Source organism: Ruminococcus sp. RTP21358st1_G6_RTP21358_211008 (assembly GCF_040908885.1).
Classification (GTDB): Bacteria; Bacillota; Clostridia; order Lachnospirales; family Lachnospiraceae; genus Blautia_A; species Blautia_A faecis.
The window spans coordinates 40,879-56,935 of sequence record NZ_JBDGDM010000004.1 but is presented as its reverse complement, the minus strand read 5'-3'; the positions used below and the strand labels follow the sequence as shown (position 1 = coordinate 56,935).

The following is a 16,057-nucleotide window of genomic DNA, read 5'->3' as shown; positions in this document are numbered from 1 at the left end:
GTCCTCTCTGAAAAAACATCAGGCAGATCCTGAAAAAATCCATGAACCTGCGAGGCGTTTTTCGTTGTGCTATCGGGTAAACTGCAGCGTATAATTTGCGCTGTCACCGATATAGGAATTGATAAGCTCTTCATCTTCACTGTTGGCGGTAAAGGTTGGATCCATGCGGTTCCATTTCTCCCCGTCATAGGTAATCGCCTGTTCCACCCATCCTTTTCCACGTATGTAAACATCGATCCAGGCATGCTTGATGTCACCTGCATATCCGATCTGAAGCTTACAGGGAATATCCCTGCTTCGCAGCATTGCCGTCATCAGGGCAGCATAATCAAAACAGATTCCCTTTCCGGTAGAGAGGGTTTCGTCTATGTCAGGAAGATATCCTGTCTCAACGGTGGCTGCTTTGTCCTCGTCGTAGGTGACATGCTGGGTTACATACTGGAAAACGGTGTCAATGCTTTCCTGTTCCGTGGCATCCTCTGCCAGAAGAGAAAGAGCCAGCTTGCAAGCTTCTGAGTCCGGGGTAAAATTTACATACTGGTTCGGATACAAAAACGGGAGAAATTCATTCTCCAGGGAAACCTCCAGAGCCTGGGCAAAAAGTGCGGCATACTGACTGCCGTTTACCTGCTCATAACAGGATACCTGGTAGGTGCCGCTTCCACTGGTAAACGGAATGACAGCACTTTCGCCGGAGCTTACAAAATAAGAATAAACAACGCCGTCATCCGCGGAAAGCTGGATGTTTTTGGTGGTACCATTGCTGTCACTGACAGCAGTCAGATATCCCTGACTGATATTTGAAATATCCAGTATCAGAGGTGAATATCCTATGGTGTCTGTTCCCGGAGCTTCCGGAACCAGAACCTTCAGCGGGGAAAAAACAGGCGGTTCTTCGCCGGAACCGGAGCTGCTGTTCTGACCGCAGCCTGCAGCTGGGAAAACTATTAGCAGGCAAAATAGAAATAAGCAAAGCAGAAGGGCCGAAATGCGTTTAGACATAGCGCCGCTCCTTTTTATAAGTTGATCATTCATTTTCAAACACGTTCCAGGGATTTTTGAAATTCGGGAAGATCGTACCATGCTGGTGGTTCCTTCATACGAACCACGAAATGGCATAGATCAGGACGGATCCTGGCTTCCAGATATTCCATAGGACCCAGGGAACAGTGTGCTGTTCTGGTGTTGAAAAAAATAGGAGATCCCGGTTCAATGTTGAGAATCTGTGCATCAAGGAAATCAGCTGAGCTGATGTTGATGTGTTCTTCGCCAGTTTCAAATTTAATTCCGTAGTGCTTCTGAATAAAGTAATAGAGATCTACAAGCTGTTCGCGGTAGGTATCTAAATCCGGGAAAAAATCAATGCGGATATAATTTGTCTGGATTATCACAGGCTGTTCATTGGAGGAAACCACTCTTTGAAGGCGGAAGACTTCTGTTCCTTCATTAAGGTCCAACGCACTGGCGACCTGGCTGTTTGCAGGAATACGGTCAATCCAGGTTCCACTGATGGTCAGGGCAGCATCATCCGGAAACAGAGTGTGTATGTCTATTACGTTATGAAATTTTGAAAAATTGGTAAGCTCCCGTTCTTTGGGATTGATAACCTGTGTGCCGGCACCCTGCTTCACCTTTATGCGCTTGTCTTTAACCAGAAGGTCAATAGCATGGCGGACCGTCGTACGGCTTACCGAAAACATTTTTCCAAGCTCATCTTCTGTGGGAAGATAGGAACCTATGGGATAAACGTTATTATCTATATCGGATTTTAATTTGTTATAACATTTCTTATATGCAGGAATTTTTTCCATAATGTTTCCTTTCAAAATAAGGTTGTTTAGTAACCTATAGTATATATATATCAAACAAATAAGTCAAACAGTAATTGAAAAAACAGAGGGACTTATACAAAATGCATAAAAAAAAGCAAAGTATCTTGTTAAATAAAACACTTTACTAAAAAAGAAAAACATTGTATAGTAATGTTTGTAAACATAATTATGAATTTCAAAAATAAATGAAATATAAAGGAGAAACATAATGATGAAAAAACAGGAATTTGTACCGCGAAAGATAAGCGAGAAACCACTGTATGAACTGAAATCAGTGGAAGATATTCCGGTATCAGAGCTGTATCAGGTTAAGATAAACGGAAAGGAACAGCGAGTATATCATACGGAATTTTTTGATTTTGTTTCTTTCTTGGATGAAAATGAAAAGGCTGAGGTAGAAGTTACAGTAAACGAACCATTTCAGAAGGCTGTTATCCGTCCTGCAGCTGCACAGATACCGTTCGAAGAAGAGGGGAACAAAATCAGCATAAGCCTTCCTGCCGGAAAGAGAATTACTCTTGAACTGGACGATAAACTGGAGTCACCACTTTATGTTCTTCCTGGAAAATACATACCGAAGCCTGAGAATGCCACTTATGTATTTGAAAGTGGAAAAGCCTACAATGTGGGATGCCTTCAGCTTAATTCTGACGAAACTGTTTATATAGAGTACGGAGCAGTTGTAAGCGGAAGAATCTATTCCAGAATGGCAGACAGAGTCCGTATTCTGGGAAATGGAATCCTGTATGGAGGAAACTGGCATGCATGGGACGAAAATGGAGCAGAGCAGCTGATCGTTCCTGTATTGGGTGAGAACATTGAAATACGCGGAATCACACTTCTGGATGGTGGTTCCTGGCATATTGTTCCGGTTGCATGTAAAAATGTTCTGATTGAAGACGTAAATGTTCTGGGAAAAGTGATCACAGGAGATGGCGTCGATATAGTCGGATGTGAGAATGTAGTGCTTCGTAATTGCTTTATAAGGGCAAATGATGATTGTATATCTATTAAGGCTGTGGAATTCCAGGATCCGTCAGGCTGCACAGATGTGAAACATATCCTTGTTGAGGATTGCCTGTTCTGGAATGCAGAATTTGGAAACACACTTGAAATCGGATATGAAACCAGATGTGACGAAATTACAGATGTTGTTTTCAGAAATTGTGATGTTGTACATTGCCAGTATGAGGGCAATCAGTCAGGTGGCGTACTGACAATTCATAACGCTGACCGTGCCCATGTACATGATATTGTTTATGAAAACATCCGAATTGAAGATGCCCAGGAAAAATTTATTGATATTAAAACTCTTGATTCCAAGTATTCACGAGACAGGGAAAGAGGCATGGTAAATGATATTTTCTTTAAAAATATTGAAATTACAGAAGGCACTTTTCCAGTATCCATTATACGTGGCTTTGAGATGAAAAATGAAGTGTGCAGACCTCATGGCTTTTATTTTGACAATGTGGTAATTCATGGAGAAAAGGTGATGTCACCTGGTGAATTACACATGGTTGTGGAATTGTCAGATGAACTGAAATTCCAGTAAAAGGAATTAACAAAGGAGATGGAAGAAAGCATGGATATTTTGCTTGTCGGAACCTATACACAGCATGATGCCCCTGCTGTATTGGAGAAACAGGAGCTTGGAAAAGGTATCTATCTGATTCCGTATAATGAGATCCTGGGAGATGTTGCAGGAACTCCTCTTATCATACAAATGCAGAATCCTTCCTGGGTTTGTCTGATGAAGAACCGGCTTTTTGCGGTAAGTGAAAGTGAAGATGCTGCGGAAATTGTGGAATATGAAGTAGGGGTTCAGGAAGAAAGGCTTACAGCAGAGAAAAAGGCAGGTCTTCAGATGCCTGGAAAAGCATCCTGTCATATTGAAAAGGATGAAAAAGTACAAAGACTTTTTGTATCTGATTACGGAAGTGGAGATTTAAAGGTGATCGACATTTCAGAAGCCGGCAGCCCGAAGCTTTTACAGGAAATTTCTTTTACAGGAAAAGGGCTGGATCCGGAACGGCAGGAAGCATCTCATATTCACTCCTGCTTCCTTCATAGGGGAGATCTGTATGTAGCTGACTTAGGGTGTGATAAGATTTATTCTTTTGACATAGATAAGGGAAAGCTTCTGCAAAAAGAAACCATAGAGGTCAGACCTGGAGCCGGTCCAAGACATATGGAAGTACTGGATAAAAATGGAAAAACATATCTCTATGTATTAAATGAGCTGGATCTTACAATTTCTGTTTACTGTAATGGGAATCTGTGCCAGACCATATTCCTGGAAGAGAATTTGCCAGAGGGTGCGCTTGCAGCAGAACTGTGTATTGCAGAGGGAAAAATGCTTTACGCATCTGTGAGAGGAACCGGAGAAATCTTTGGATTTACAATAGAAGAAAATGGAATGTTAAATTTAAAACAAAAAGTTGTAGTTCCGGAAGGATGGTTTCGAAGTATCTGTCTGGACAGCAGTGAGAAGCATTTGCTTGCAGCAGATCAGAAAACAGGAAAAATATATATTTTTGACAGGCAATCAGAGGGAGAACTGGGAAATCAGCGGGTGCTTGTGGAAGTTCCCGTACCTGTGCAGGTATTGTCTGGGAAAATAGAATAAGAGAGGAAAACTGTGATGAGAAAAAAAGCAATCGTTACAGGTGCCAGTCGTGGAATTGGACGTGGAATTATCAGAGAACTGGCAGCAGCCGGATATGATATTGCCTTTTCCTATCGGACACGGGAAGATGAGGCAAAGGAAGCAGCTGAAGAAATAAGAAATATGGGTTCCTTTGCCTGGTATGCAAAGGCTGATATGGCACAGGCAGGAGAAGGAGAGAAGTTTTTTGACCAGGCTGTTAGGAAACTGGGCGGACTGGATCTGCTTGTAAATAATGCCGGAGTTACCGTGTTTCAGTCCATTCTGGACCTTGAAATGGAGGAAACCCAGAAAATGCTGAATCTGGATCTTTTGAATTACCTTGTACTTTCCAGTAAGGCGGCCAGATATATGAAGGCTCATGAGGTTAAAGGATGCATTATCAATATAACCTCTTCAAGAGCAGAAAGAGCATATCCGGGAGATTGTGTTTACGGCGGCATAAAGGCAGCAGTGAACCGGGCTTCACAGTCTATGGCACTGGATCTTGCACCATATGGGATCCGTGTGAACTGTGTGGCTCCGGGAGCTATCTGTATCCGTACGCCAGAGGAAATAAAAGCAGAAGGCAGGACAGAGCTGGAAGGCTTCTGGGAAAGTCTGGGAGAAAGAATTCCAATGGGCAGAAATGGAACACCCAAAGATATAGGAAGAGCGGTAGTATTCCTGGCAAGTGAGAATGCAGCTTATATAACCGGAGAAGTATTGCGGGTTGACGGAGGACTGATCCTGCCGGGAATGCCGGAAAAAGTAGAAAATGATAAAAATGCCTGGGGAGGAGAAAAATGAGAGTAACGATCAGAGATGTAAAAGTAATTTGCTGTGCGCCGCAGAAAATCAATCTGGTGACAGTAAAAGTGGAAACAAGTGAGCCGGGATTATATGGCGTGGGCTGCGCAACTTTTGCCCACAGACATCTGGCAGTGGTTGCCGCTGTGGAAAAATATCTGAAGCCGTACCTGATTGGCAGAGATGTTTCTGATATTGAAGATATCTGGCAGTCTATAAAAGGAATGAGCTACTGGAGAAACGGACCTGTTTTAAATAATGCCCTGTCAGGTGTGGATATGGCATTATGGGATATTAAAGGCAAAATGGCCGGTATGCCCCTGTATGACTTACTGGGAGGAAAATGCAGAACCGGAGTGCCGTGCTATACACATGCTGAAGGCACCACAATAGAGGATTGTGTGCAAAAAGTAGGCGCATTAAAGGAAAGAGGATATCGCTGTATCCGTGCGCAGGTTGGAGGCTATGGCGGAAAGGATATGCCTTACCAGCCACCGGAAGGATCCTTTGAAGGCTGCTATTATGATCCAAAAGCATACATGGCAAAAACAATACAGCTGTTTGAGCGCCTCAGGGAAACCTATGGCTGGGAACTGGAGCTTTGCCACGATGTACATGAGAGGCTGAGACCTTCTGATGCAGTGATATTTGCAAAAGATATGGAGAAATTCCGTCTGTTCTTTCTTGAGGACTGTCTTTCTCCGGAACAGAGCGGATGGTTTAAGCAGATCAGGCAGCATTGTACTACTCCGCTGGCTATGGGAGAGCTGTTTAACAATCCAAACGAATGGCTGAATCTTATCACAGAAAGAGAAATTGATTACATAAGAATCCATTTAAGCCAGATTGGAGGAATTACACCGGCCCGTAAACTGATTGCTCTTTGCGATGCATTTGGAATAAGAACTGCATGGCATGGACCAATAGACCTTACTCCGATTGGTCACGCAGTAAATATCCATCTGGATATGGCTTCTCCGAATTTTGGAATCCAGGAATGGGCTGACACCAATACCCTGTCTGAAGATGCAGGTGCAATTGCCTTACATCAGATTTTTACCGGAATTCCGGAAATGCGGGACGGATATCTGTATCTGAATGGGAAACCAGGAATTGGTGTGGATATTGATGAAAAAGCAGCAGCTGAGTATCCGTGCAGCGAAGAGGTTGTCACATGGGATTGGATGCTGCCAAGGCTTCCAGATGGAACAGCAGTAAGACCGTAAATACACTCGCTTTGTTACAGTATTTGTAGGCAGTGGAGGTTGATTGTCTACTCCTGCAAATATTGTGCAAATCGTATAAAAATACACAAAAAATATTGTGAATACATACGAAAGTAATAATAAATCGAAAAAAAAGTTGTAAATAATTGGTGAGTATGATATGATTCAAACATCACCGGAAACGTTACCGGTAACATTACCGGAAACGATACCAAAAACGAACCAGACAACTGAAATTGCTCAGTTGACGGAAAATAAAATTATACTAGGAGGTATAAGAAATGAAGAAAAAAATGTTGGCAGCAGTATTAGCTGGAACAATGGTTATGTCCCTTGGAACAAACCTTTGCTGGGCTGATGGAGAGAAGACCAAGGTCACTATGACTGTATGGAATGGTGATTGGGGCGATCAGCTGGATCGTACAATGGAGTCCTTCAACAGCAAACATGATGATATCGAGCTGGATATCACAATGCAGTCCGGAGATTACTCTGATTTCCTTGGAACTGCAGCTGCAACAAATGACTGGCCGGATATCTACATCCTTACACCATGGACACAGGTGCAGGATTTTGCAGAGGCAGGAAGACTTCAGGATTTAAGCGGAATGGATTTTACTGAGAAGGTTTACCCGTCAGCTCTTGAAGCTGCTACCTATGATGGAAAAATCTACGGATATCCTGCAAACGTTGAGTATCTTGGTGTATTCTACAACAAGCAGATGTTTAAGGATGCCGGAATCGAAGAAGTTCCGAAAACAAGAGATGAATTCGAAGCAGCATGCGAGAAGCTGGAAGAGTCCGGCGTAACACCAATCGCTTCCACATTCAAAGATTCCTGGACTCTGAAACACATGTTCAGTGTAATGATGTCAAACGTAGTACAGGATGATATGGAAGGCTTCCTGGATCAGTTAAATTCCGGTGAGGGAACCTTCAATGTAGATGGTATCGATGATGTATTTGCAACAGCTGATGTTATCAAAGCTCATTGCGGAAGCAATATGATGGATTGTGACTCTACATCCGGTTTCAACGCACTTGCAAACTCTGAAGCAGCTATGTTGATCAGCGGTGAGTTCAGCCAGAATGTAGTAGCAAGAATGGATAACCCGCCGGAAATCGGATACTTCGCATTACCAGTATCCAATGATGCTGAGAGAAACAAAGCAGCAGTTGACGTAGGAATCGTATATGGAGTAAGCACTCAGACAGAGCATATGGATGCCTGCAAAGAGGTTATCGACTTCTTAAGTGATGCTTCTCTTTCTGACGGATATATTGCAATTGTAACCGAGAAACCAGGTTCTGCACCAGCTTCCCAGGATTTCACAGTTAGTTATGATTCTGCATCTACAAACGATTATCTGGAATATGCAAACAGCGGAAACGTAATTCCGTGGGTATATCAGCAGTATGTAAACGGATTTGATGTTATCTCCGGAGATATCTTCCAGGGTTACATGGCAGACGCTGCTGACAAGGATGAGGTAATTTCCGAGCTTGACGCAGCATATCTTGAATATCTGGATCAGTAAATAAGAGGAAATGCTGACCTGCGATTCCCGGGGGGAGCACCCCCGGGAATCTTTTTAATGGAAGATTTATCGTGATATCTGTATAAGCAGATGAGCCTTTTAGAAAAAGAAAGAGAGGATAATATGTCATCTTTATATAAGAAAAACAAGAAATTTTATCTTCTGCTGATTCTGCCTGCCTTGCTTTTGTATTCCTTTGCAATGCTGGCACCTCTGTTTGGCGGAACCATTCCATATTCATTCCTGAAATGGAATCTGATGTCCGGGAAAAAAGCTTTTGTGGGATTTGACAATTATGTAAAATTGTTTTCCGATGCAAAATTCTGGACTTCTTTTGGATTTAACCTTTTTGTTGGTGTGTTCACCATTATTGGCAGCAATGTTTTTGGATTTATTCTTGCTTATTTCCTGGATGAGAACATTAAGGCTAAAGGCGTGGTCAGAGCTATGTTCTTCATTCCTAACATTGTCAGTGCCGTATTGGTATCCTTTATCTGGGTGTTTATTTTTACAAATGCAATGCCTGCACTTGGCGGAGTATTGGGCTGGGACTGGCTGGCAAATATAAGCTGGTTCGGAACTCCGTCAATGGCAACTGTGACGATCATTGTGGTTTCCATCTGGCAGAACATTGGTTTCCTGATGATCATTTATACCGCAGGTCTTCAGACTATTCCGAAGGATGTTATGGAGTCTGCTGAGCTGGATGGCTGCAGCGGTCTGAAAAAAGTTCTGAAAATCGAGCTTCCGCTGCTTATGCCAACTGTCACGATCAATCTGTTTGTTTCTATTTCAGGAGCATTTAAGTCATTCGATATTCCGAACGCAATGACAGGCGGTGGTCCTTATGGTTCCACAATGCCAGTTGCCATGAATATTTACCAGGAAGCTTTCACCAAGTACAACCTGGGCTATGGCTCAGCGAAATCTGTAATCCTGTTCCTTACAGTAGCAGCGGTTACTCTGATCCAGTTGTACTGCACTCGTAAGAAGGAGGTAGAATACTAATGAAAAAGAAAGTATGGCTTCCAACCATTATTATGTTTTTCTTTGGTGTCCTGTTCCTTATGCCGATCATCCTGCTTGTGATGAACGCATTCAAGACACATAACGATATGATCCAGAACTTCCTTTCTTTTCCGCATTATCTCTATACCGGAAACTTTACAGAAGCTATAGAACGTCTGAAATTCTGGAGAGTAGTTGGAAATTCAGCATATGTAACCCTGGGAACCATGCTGGTATGTACCATCATTTCCTTTATGGCTGCATATGGAATTGCGCACATCCCTGGAAAGCTTGGAAATGTTTTGTATCTGATTTTCACCCTTGGACAGATCATTCCGTTCCATTCCATTATGATCGCGCTTTCTGTACAGCTGACCAACGCAAACCTTTTGAATAACCTGACCGTACTTATTTTCCTGTATGCCGGCTTCCACGGAGCATTCGGTATTTTTACCTATGTTGGCTTTTTGAAGTCCATTCCGAAGGAATTGGAAGAGGCAGCAGCAATTGACGGCTGTGGCATGTTCCGCTGCATGTGGCAGGTAATTTTCCCATTGGTACGCTCCACAAGCATAACTCTTCTGGTGCTGTTTTTCCTGTGGACATGGAATGATTTCCTTATGCCAAACCTGTATGTTTCAGACAGTGGTTTGAGAACTCTGACAGTTGCTATTTATATGTTTAAGAGTACCTCCGGATCTGAGTGGAATCTGATGCTTGCCGGAATGACTCTGTCCATGGTTCCAATCATAATCATTTATATTGCAGCACAGAAATATATCACCAGCGGACTTACCGCAGGTGCAGTAAAAATGTAATTGAAAAGGAGAACGGCAGAAAATGGACAATATTAATTTACAGAGAATTGAAGGCTATACAGTTCAGCTGGTAGCAGAGGATGTCTGGGCAATCGATGAGTTCGGAGCAGACATTATTTATCTGGTAAAAGGTGAAAAAAGTGCAGCTGTGATTGATACCGGTTCAGGTTTTGGAAATCTGAAAAAGGTGATCGAAACCCTGACTGATTTGCCATATGTTGTATTAAATACACATGGACATCTGGATCATGTGGGCGGCAATCACGAGTTCGGAAAGGCATATCTGAGTGAAAAAGATTTCAAAATGGCAGATACAGAAAAACTTAGAAGCGGCTGGAAGCATTATGTTGAAAAAACAAAGAAGGAACCGGGATTTTATGGAACAGAGTACATAATTGAAGGTCGTGAGCCTGGAGATTTCCAGATGCTGCCGCTGAGCGAGCATCAGATCTTTGATCTGGGCGGCAGAAGCCTGGAAGTATTATTTACACCGGGACATACTCCTGGAAGTGTAGTTTTCCTGGATAGAAAAAATAAATTCCTGTTCGCCGGAGACAGTGTAGTGTCAACTCCAATCCTGATTTTTGATACCTATTCCTCAACAGTAAAGGAATATGCAGAGGGATTAAAGAAGCTAGATAAAGAAGATTTTGAGCTTATTTTCCCAGGACATTTTTTACGTCCGATCGGAAAAGCAATTCTTCACGATCTTATCACATGTGCTGATAAAATCGTAGAAGGAACTGCAAAACCGGAGCCTATTGACTTCAGCCATATGTCTTCAGAACCAGCTTTCCTTTTCAAATATGGAAAAGGAAACATCGCTTATAATGACAAGCATATTTGTTAATAAAAAATGATAAAAAAATCATTATAAATTTATTAAAAATCATTTGCCATAATATGCCGGGACATATATAATGAATACATTGTTGCAGGAGAGCGATTATGGAGCAGATAACAATTAAAGAGGTTGCGAAATTGTGCGGCGTAGGAGTCAGCACAGTGTCTAGGGCAATTAACAATCACCCGGACATTAATCCGGAAACGAAACAGAAGATTCTGGATACGATCAGAGAGTACAATTATGTACCGAATAATAGTGCCAGAAATCTGAAAAGAACTGATTCCAATACGATCGCAGTTATAGTAAGAGAAATCAGCAACCCATTTTGGGGTGTTATGCTGCATGTATTGGAGAGGGAAGTCCGTGACAGGAAATACTGCCTGGTATTGCAGAATGTAGCAAATGATGAAGATGAAGTTGAGCTTGCCCTTCAGCTGGAAAAAGAGAAAAAAGTCAAAGGAATCATATTCCTTGGCGGTATGTATGATTATGACGAGTCAAGGTTGAGAATGCTGGGAGTTCCGTATGTGATCAGCAGTTCTGGAAAAACAGTTCCGGAGGATACAGGAGCTTATCCTAAAAGTGCCCTTGTGACGACAGATACAGAGATTGAGAGTCAGAACATGATTGATTATCTGTGCAGCTGCGGTCATAAAAGGATCGCCTTTATTACTTCCAGAGATGAAGGTCTTGGAAGATGCCATCTCAATGGCTATAAAAGAGCACTGGAGAAAAATGGACTGGAGTACGATGAGAAGCTTATAATTCGTTTAAAACCAGCTAAAAGAATCTATACGATTGAGAATGGTTATAACTGTACCTGTGAGCTTTTGAAATCGGGAGTAGATTTTTCCTGTATTTATGCAATTTCAGATACTCTGGCCGTGGGAGCCTGCAGAGCAATTATTGACAGTGGCAAAAGAGTGCCGGAGGATTATTGTGTGGCAGGAGCAGATGGTCAGGATATTGCGGAATATTATCATCCATCCATTACCACATTGAAATATCCAAGAGTGGAAACTGCCCAGCAGAGCGTCCGTACCCTGTTTGATATGATCGACCGGAAAAAGGTAGTGAAACGGCAAATACTGGGCGGAACTCTTATAGAGCGGGAGTCTACGCGCAAGCTGTAAGGTGTAGCTGTTGCCATCCGGCCATCGAAAAGGAATCTGTGAAAATATTTGAGAAGGATTATCATGCGTTACGATCCGCTCAGATATTTTTACAGATTTTTTTGTTTTCGTACTTTTTAGACGGATTTTTGTAAGTTTTAACAAGGGAATTCCGTTGACAAAAGTGACAGTTTGCTTTATTATAAGAAATGAATAAAAGGCAAACCTGTTGAAAGACAGGGACGCAAAGCCAAGGGTCTAAGGTCTCAGTACTATGACAGCCGGTTGCCGCATTGATATTGATTAGGTAATGTAATATGACAGGAGACGTGGTTCTTCTATTTGTGGCGACCGTTTATTTAATCTGATAAACGGTTTTTTTATTTCCACAAACTGATGGGACTGATAGTTTCCAGATAGCGGCAAGTCAGTTACATTATAGTTCAAGAAAGGTGTGTTATTTATGAAAGGAAAGAAATTAACAGAGTGGCTCGCAAATAAAAAAGTTGTTTCCAGTTGTGCTGCTATAGCATTGGCAGCAGTGATCGGCGGCGTTTCATTATTCTCAGGAACAGGAGAAACACCTGAATTCCCCAGTTACACAGATCCAATCATGGAGGCTTCCATCATAGAAGATGAAACTCCACTGGCTTCCCAGCCGAAGACTACTGTGAAGACTACCTCCAGTACCAAGACAACCAGGAAGACTGTTAAATTAAAAAAGGCTTCCAAGAAGAGCTACACCAAGAAACTGAAAACCAAAACAAAAGTAACCAATAAAACAAATAAATCCGGTAATACAACAGTAGATACCAAGACAACCGTTGTTACCAAAGCAACAGCGAAATACACCAAGAAATCCAAAAAGAAAGTTGTTACATCCAAGATCACAACAACTGTTCAGACAACAACTACACAGCAGGTATCAATTGACAATGAGACCGCTGTAAGCACCACTTCTTCTGGTACTTCCGCTGCCCAGGTAACTGCAGCAGCAAGCTCTTCACAGAACCAGAGCAAACACGAGGAAAATGTAGCAAGTGTTGCAGGCAAGATGGACAATCGTGTAATTGCAGCATATCAGCAGCTGGGATTTAAGCTTGTTGTTGATCCATCCGTCAACTATTCCGGATATTTTGATGCAAGATCAAGATCTATTACAATGAAGCAGATTGATGATTCTGTTTATCATGAGCTGGGTCATTTCCTCGCATTCATCGCAGGAAATGTAGATAAGACAGCAAGCTTCCAGAGCATTTTTGCAGCTGAGAAGGCAAATGTTACAGCCTTCAATAAAGCCTATGTAACACAGAATGCTTCCGAATATTTTGCAGAATCTGTTAAGGATTACATCTTGAATAATGCTTCCCTGAAGAGCACCAGACCACAGACTTATGCAGCTGTTCAGAATGCATTGAATCAGATTACAGATGCACAGATCGCTAAGATTCAGAAGATTTATGGAGCGTTCTGGAACTAATGATTTTAAAGATGACCGGCACCCGGAGAAATATCTCCGGGTGTTTTACTGTGGATACCACAGGCGCGGGAAAATAGTGTTTTATAAAAAGGTAAGTGACAGATGGTACTTACCTTTTTGTCACCGGGAGAACCTTAATCTTATATATGTCGAGTTGCTGTTCACTGGTAACATTCCGCGAGGTGTTTTTTGTGAACAAAGTTCACAGAAAACCCGAGAATTAAGTTTGGGCAGCAAACGCTACTTCTTGTGCTTGTCACAAGAAGGTTCGTCTTTCTGTGCATCGCGAAGCGTGTTACTGGTCATGGAGTGAACAGTAACTATGTCGAAGAGTCTGGATATGTGTCGACAGAAAATTCTTGCAATGAAAAACCTTAGGTGTGTATAATACAAAACAAAGGTTATCACTTTCTTGCAGGCAGGGATAGATATATTGGGGTCACTGGTCCTAAGTGAACAGTAACATATATTGGGAATGGATGTAGACACGGCGCCTGAAATGTGTTAGAATCAACTTTAATAAGTTTTTTGAAGGATGTTTTTATAATTCAGTATATAGCTTCTGTCTAATCAGACATTTGTATCCCGTTAAATCAAAATTGAAATGTGTTTTAGAATTGTATTAGTCGAAGAGGTAGATGATTGATGAAAGAAAAGTATGAATCATTATCCCTGGCTACGCTGAAAGACTTGGCAAAAGCCAGAGGACTGAAGGGCATTTCTACTATGAGAAAGCCTGAATTAATTGAACGTATGCTGGAAGAGGACAGGAAAGAACAGACTGCAGAAAATGAGCAGACTATTTCCGGAACAGCAGAAGAGAATACCATACCTGCAAGACCAGAGCCTGTGGCAGCAGAAAAAACAGAAAATACGGGAAGTGTTTCTTCACCGGAGAGAAGAGAAGCACCAACCAGATCCCGTACCATTATACGGCGTAATCCTGAGTACCGCAGCAATAATTATGGCAGAAATGAAAATGCAGGACGTCAGAACAGTTATAATGGAGAAAACAGACCGGAGAACTTTGTGAAGCGCACTCCTGTAGCGAAACCTGTAGAAGTGGTTCCGCCAGCCGAATTAAGACCCGAGGAAACGGAACAGCCCCGTACAGGCGCAGCCAGTGAGAACCGTACAGAAGAGGGGGTAAGCAATGCTTACAATGTTCCGGCTGAAACGGTCCAGCTTGACAGTGGCGAAAAGGCCAATGGAATCCTGGAGGTTATGCCGGATGGTTTTGGATTTATTCGAAGTGAGAATTATCTTCCAGGAGAGAATGATATCTATGTTTCCCCGTCACAGATCCGCAGATTTAATTTGAAGACAGGGGATATTATTCAGGGAAATATCCGTATTAAAACACAGGGGGAGAAATTCAGTGCCCTTTTATATGTAACGTCTATCAATGGTTTCCATCCAAGTGAGGGACAGAAGAGATACAATTTTGAAAACATGACCCCAATCTTCCCAGATGAACGTCTGATCATGGAGCGTCCCGGCGGAACTACTGCCATGCGTATCGTAGATCTGATCAGCCCTATCGGAAAGGGACAACGTGGTATGATTGTTTCCCCGCCTAAGGCAGGTAAGACTACTTTGCTTAAGGATGTCGCGAAATCTATTCTTAAGAATAACAAGGATATGCATCTGATCATTCTTCTTATTGATGAACGTCCTGAGGAAGTTACCGATATCAGGGAAGCAATACAGGGACCGAACGTGGAAGTTATTTATTCCACATTTGATGAGCTTCCGGAGCATCATAAGCGTGTATCCGAGATGGTTGTAGAGCGTGCACGCCGCCTTGTAGAACATAAGCAGGATGTTGTGATCCTTTTGGATTCCATTACCAGACTGGCAAGAGCCTATAACCTGGTTGTTCCTCCAAGCGGAAGAACTCTGTCAGGAGGTCTTGATCCGGGAGCACTTCATATGCCGAAGCGCTTCTTTGGTGCAGCACGTAATATGCGTGAGGGAGGAAGCCTTACCATTCTTGCCACTGCACTGGTTGACACCGGAAGCAAAATGGACGACGTTATTTACGAAGAATTCAAGGGAACCGGCAATATGGAGCTTGTTCTTGACCGCAAGCTTCAGGAGAAACGGGTTTTCCCGGCCATCGACATTCAGAAATCCGGTACCAGACGAGAAGATCTGCTTCTGAGCAAAGACGAGCAGGAAGCTGTATATATTATGCGAAAGGCTCTTAACGGAATGAAGTCTGATGAGGCAGTGGAACAGATCCTGAACATGTTTGCACGTACTGCAAATAATGCTGAATTTGTGCAAATGGTAAAAAAACAGAAATTGTAATGTTCACAAAAAACACCGTGCAGAATATTATCTGGGATTAGTTTTAGAAATTTTTATAAATAACTTGCATTTCTCAGAACCCCATGCTATAATCAATAGGCTGTGTAAAGTGTGAATTCGTCAGATTCAACGCAAATAAAATAGAATAAATATAGAGAGGTGAAAATCATGAGAGAAGGAATCCATCCGAATTACTATCAGGCAACTGTAACCTGCAACTGCGGTAATACTTTTGTAACAGGATCTACCAAGCAGGACATCCACGTAGAAATCTGCTCCAAATGTCATCCGTTCTATACAGGACAGCAGAAAGCTAGTCAGGCTCGTGGACGTATCAATAAGTTCAATGAGAAATACGGTCTGAATAAATAATTTGAATATTACTGAATGAGAAGGTTGAGGTTGGGAAATCTCAACCTTTCTTTG

General features: G+C 42.3%; 14 protein-coding genes and 1 riboswitch. Of the genes, 12 read left to right on the top strand and 2 right to left on the bottom strand.

What is annotated here, in order from left to right; genetic code table 11:
- Window positions 1-69: 69 nt before the first annotated feature.
- Together AB5Z12_RS02575 and AB5Z12_RS02570 are read right to left on the bottom strand one after the other, a co-directional pair.
- A complete protein-coding gene (locus AB5Z12_RS02575; protein WP_195589643.1) occupies window positions 70-1,002 on the bottom strand; it encodes a transglutaminase family protein in 933 nt (310 codons plus the stop codon).
- Window positions 1,003-1,037: 35 nt separating this feature from the next.
- Complete coding sequence (locus tag AB5Z12_RS02570; RefSeq protein WP_368356747.1) at window positions 1,038-1,811, bottom strand: GntR family transcriptional regulator; 774 nt, start codon at window positions 1,809-1,811, stop codon at window positions 1,038-1,040.
- 229 nt (window positions 1,812-2,040) lie between these two features.
- Here AB5Z12_RS02570 and AB5Z12_RS02565 point away from each other — a divergent pair, with 229 nt between their 5' ends.
- The 12 genes from AB5Z12_RS02565 to rpmE all read left to right on the top strand — a co-directional run bounded on the left by AB5Z12_RS02565 (window position 2,041) and on the right by rpmE (window position 16,003).
- Window positions 2,041-3,387: a glycosyl hydrolase family 28 protein gene (locus AB5Z12_RS02565; RefSeq protein WP_173736024.1), complete on the top strand. Its 1,347-nt coding sequence runs from the start codon at window positions 2,041-2,043 to the stop codon at window positions 3,385-3,387.
- Window positions 3,388-3,417: 30 nt separating this feature from the next.
- On the top strand, window positions 3,418-4,461 hold the full coding sequence (locus AB5Z12_RS02560; RefSeq protein ID WP_215660332.1) for a beta-propeller fold lactonase family protein: 1,044 nt from the start codon (window positions 3,418-3,420) through the stop codon (window positions 4,459-4,461).
- Window positions 4,462-4,476: 15 nt separating this feature from the next.
- Complete coding sequence (locus AB5Z12_RS02555) at window positions 4,477-5,289, top strand: SDR family NAD(P)-dependent oxidoreductase (RefSeq protein ID WP_207739504.1); 813 nt, start codon at window positions 4,477-4,479, stop codon at window positions 5,287-5,289.
- Complete coding sequence (locus AB5Z12_RS02550; protein WP_148461068.1) at window positions 5,286-6,515, top strand: enolase C-terminal domain-like protein; 1,230 nt, start codon at window positions 5,286-5,288, stop codon at window positions 6,513-6,515. The genes AB5Z12_RS02555 and AB5Z12_RS02550 overlap by 4 nt, the downstream gene beginning before the upstream one ends.
- Window positions 6,516-6,796: 281 nt before the next feature.
- Window positions 6,797-8,053 (top strand): ABC transporter substrate-binding protein, encoded by a 1,257-nt coding sequence (locus AB5Z12_RS02545; RefSeq protein ID WP_256144590.1) that lies wholly within the window; start codon window positions 6,797-6,799, stop codon window positions 8,051-8,053.
- A 90-nt stretch (window positions 8,054-8,143) separates the two neighbouring features.
- Window positions 8,144-9,061: a carbohydrate ABC transporter permease gene (locus AB5Z12_RS02540; RefSeq protein ID WP_272111225.1), complete on the top strand. Its 918-nt coding sequence runs from the start codon at window positions 8,144-8,146 to the stop codon at window positions 9,059-9,061.
- Window positions 9,061-9,879 (top strand): carbohydrate ABC transporter permease, encoded by an 819-nt coding sequence (locus AB5Z12_RS02535; protein WP_148461071.1) that lies wholly within the window; start codon window positions 9,061-9,063, stop codon window positions 9,877-9,879. The genes AB5Z12_RS02540 and AB5Z12_RS02535 overlap by 1 nt, the downstream gene beginning before the upstream one ends.
- Window positions 9,880-9,901: 22 nt before the next feature.
- Window positions 9,902-10,729 carry an MBL fold metallo-hydrolase gene (locus AB5Z12_RS02530; protein ID WP_148461072.1) on the top strand — a complete coding sequence of 276 codons (828 nt, stop codon included), beginning with the start codon at window positions 9,902-9,904 and terminating at the stop codon, window positions 10,727-10,729.
- A 98-nt stretch (window positions 10,730-10,827) separates the two neighbouring features.
- The gene (locus AB5Z12_RS02525; protein ID WP_368356748.1) at window positions 10,828-11,859 is read left to right on the top strand and encodes a LacI family DNA-binding transcriptional regulator; all 1,032 of its coding nucleotides are present in this window, start codon (window positions 10,828-10,830) and stop codon (window positions 11,857-11,859) included.
- Between the two features lie 188 nt (window positions 11,860-12,047).
- Window positions 12,048-12,131: riboswitch (cyclic di-GMP riboswitch) on the top strand.
- 170 nt (window positions 12,132-12,301) lie between these two features.
- Window positions 12,302-13,318, top strand: coding sequence for a hypothetical protein (locus tag AB5Z12_RS02520; RefSeq protein WP_368356749.1), 1,017 nt, complete (start codon window positions 12,302-12,304; stop codon window positions 13,316-13,318).
- Window positions 13,319-13,963: 645 nt separating this feature from the next.
- Window positions 13,964-15,631: a transcription termination factor Rho gene (gene rho / locus AB5Z12_RS02515; protein WP_368356750.1), complete on the top strand. Its 1,668-nt coding sequence runs from the start codon at window positions 13,964-13,966 to the stop codon at window positions 15,629-15,631.
- A gap of 168 nt (window positions 15,632-15,799) precedes the next feature.
- Window positions 15,800-16,003 carry a 50S ribosomal protein L31 gene (rpmE, locus tag AB5Z12_RS02510; protein ID WP_148461074.1) on the top strand — a complete coding sequence of 68 codons (204 nt, stop codon included), beginning with the start codon at window positions 15,800-15,802 and terminating at the stop codon, window positions 16,001-16,003.
- Window positions 16,004-16,057: the final 54 nt, after the last annotated feature.

Coding starts and splice junctions, on each gene's coding strand:
- AB5Z12_RS02575 (WP_195589643.1), bottom strand. CDS start 1,002: ATGTCTAAACGCATTTCGGCCCTTCTGCTTTGCTTATTTCTATTTTGC.
- AB5Z12_RS02570 (WP_368356747.1), bottom strand. CDS start 1,811: ATGGAAAAAATTCCTGCATATAAGAAATGTTATAACAAATTAAAATCC.
- AB5Z12_RS02565 (WP_173736024.1), top strand. CDS start 2,041: ATGATGAAAAAACAGGAATTTGTACCGCGAAAGATAAGCGAGAAACCA.
- AB5Z12_RS02560 (WP_215660332.1), top strand. CDS start 3,418: ATGGATATTTTGCTTGTCGGAACCTATACACAGCATGATGCCCCTGCT.
- AB5Z12_RS02555 (WP_207739504.1), top strand. CDS start 4,477: ATGAGAAAAAAAGCAATCGTTACAGGTGCCAGTCGTGGAATTGGACGT.
- AB5Z12_RS02550 (WP_148461068.1), top strand. CDS start 5,286: ATGAGAGTAACGATCAGAGATGTAAAAGTAATTTGCTGTGCGCCGCAG.
- AB5Z12_RS02545 (WP_256144590.1), top strand. CDS start 6,797: ATGAAGAAAAAAATGTTGGCAGCAGTATTAGCTGGAACAATGGTTATG.
- AB5Z12_RS02540 (WP_272111225.1), top strand. CDS start 8,144: ATGAGCCTTTTAGAAAAAGAAAGAGAGGATAATATGTCATCTTTATAT.
- AB5Z12_RS02535 (WP_148461071.1), top strand. CDS start 9,061: ATGAAAAAGAAAGTATGGCTTCCAACCATTATTATGTTTTTCTTTGGT.
- AB5Z12_RS02530 (WP_148461072.1), top strand. CDS start 9,902: ATGGACAATATTAATTTACAGAGAATTGAAGGCTATACAGTTCAGCTG.
- AB5Z12_RS02525 (WP_368356748.1), top strand. CDS start 10,828: ATGGAGCAGATAACAATTAAAGAGGTTGCGAAATTGTGCGGCGTAGGA.
- AB5Z12_RS02520 (WP_368356749.1), top strand. CDS start 12,302: ATGAAAGGAAAGAAATTAACAGAGTGGCTCGCAAATAAAAAAGTTGTT.
- rho (WP_368356750.1), top strand. CDS start 13,964: ATGAAAGAAAAGTATGAATCATTATCCCTGGCTACGCTGAAAGACTTG.
- rpmE (WP_148461074.1), top strand. CDS start 15,800: ATGAGAGAAGGAATCCATCCGAATTACTATCAGGCAACTGTAACCTGC.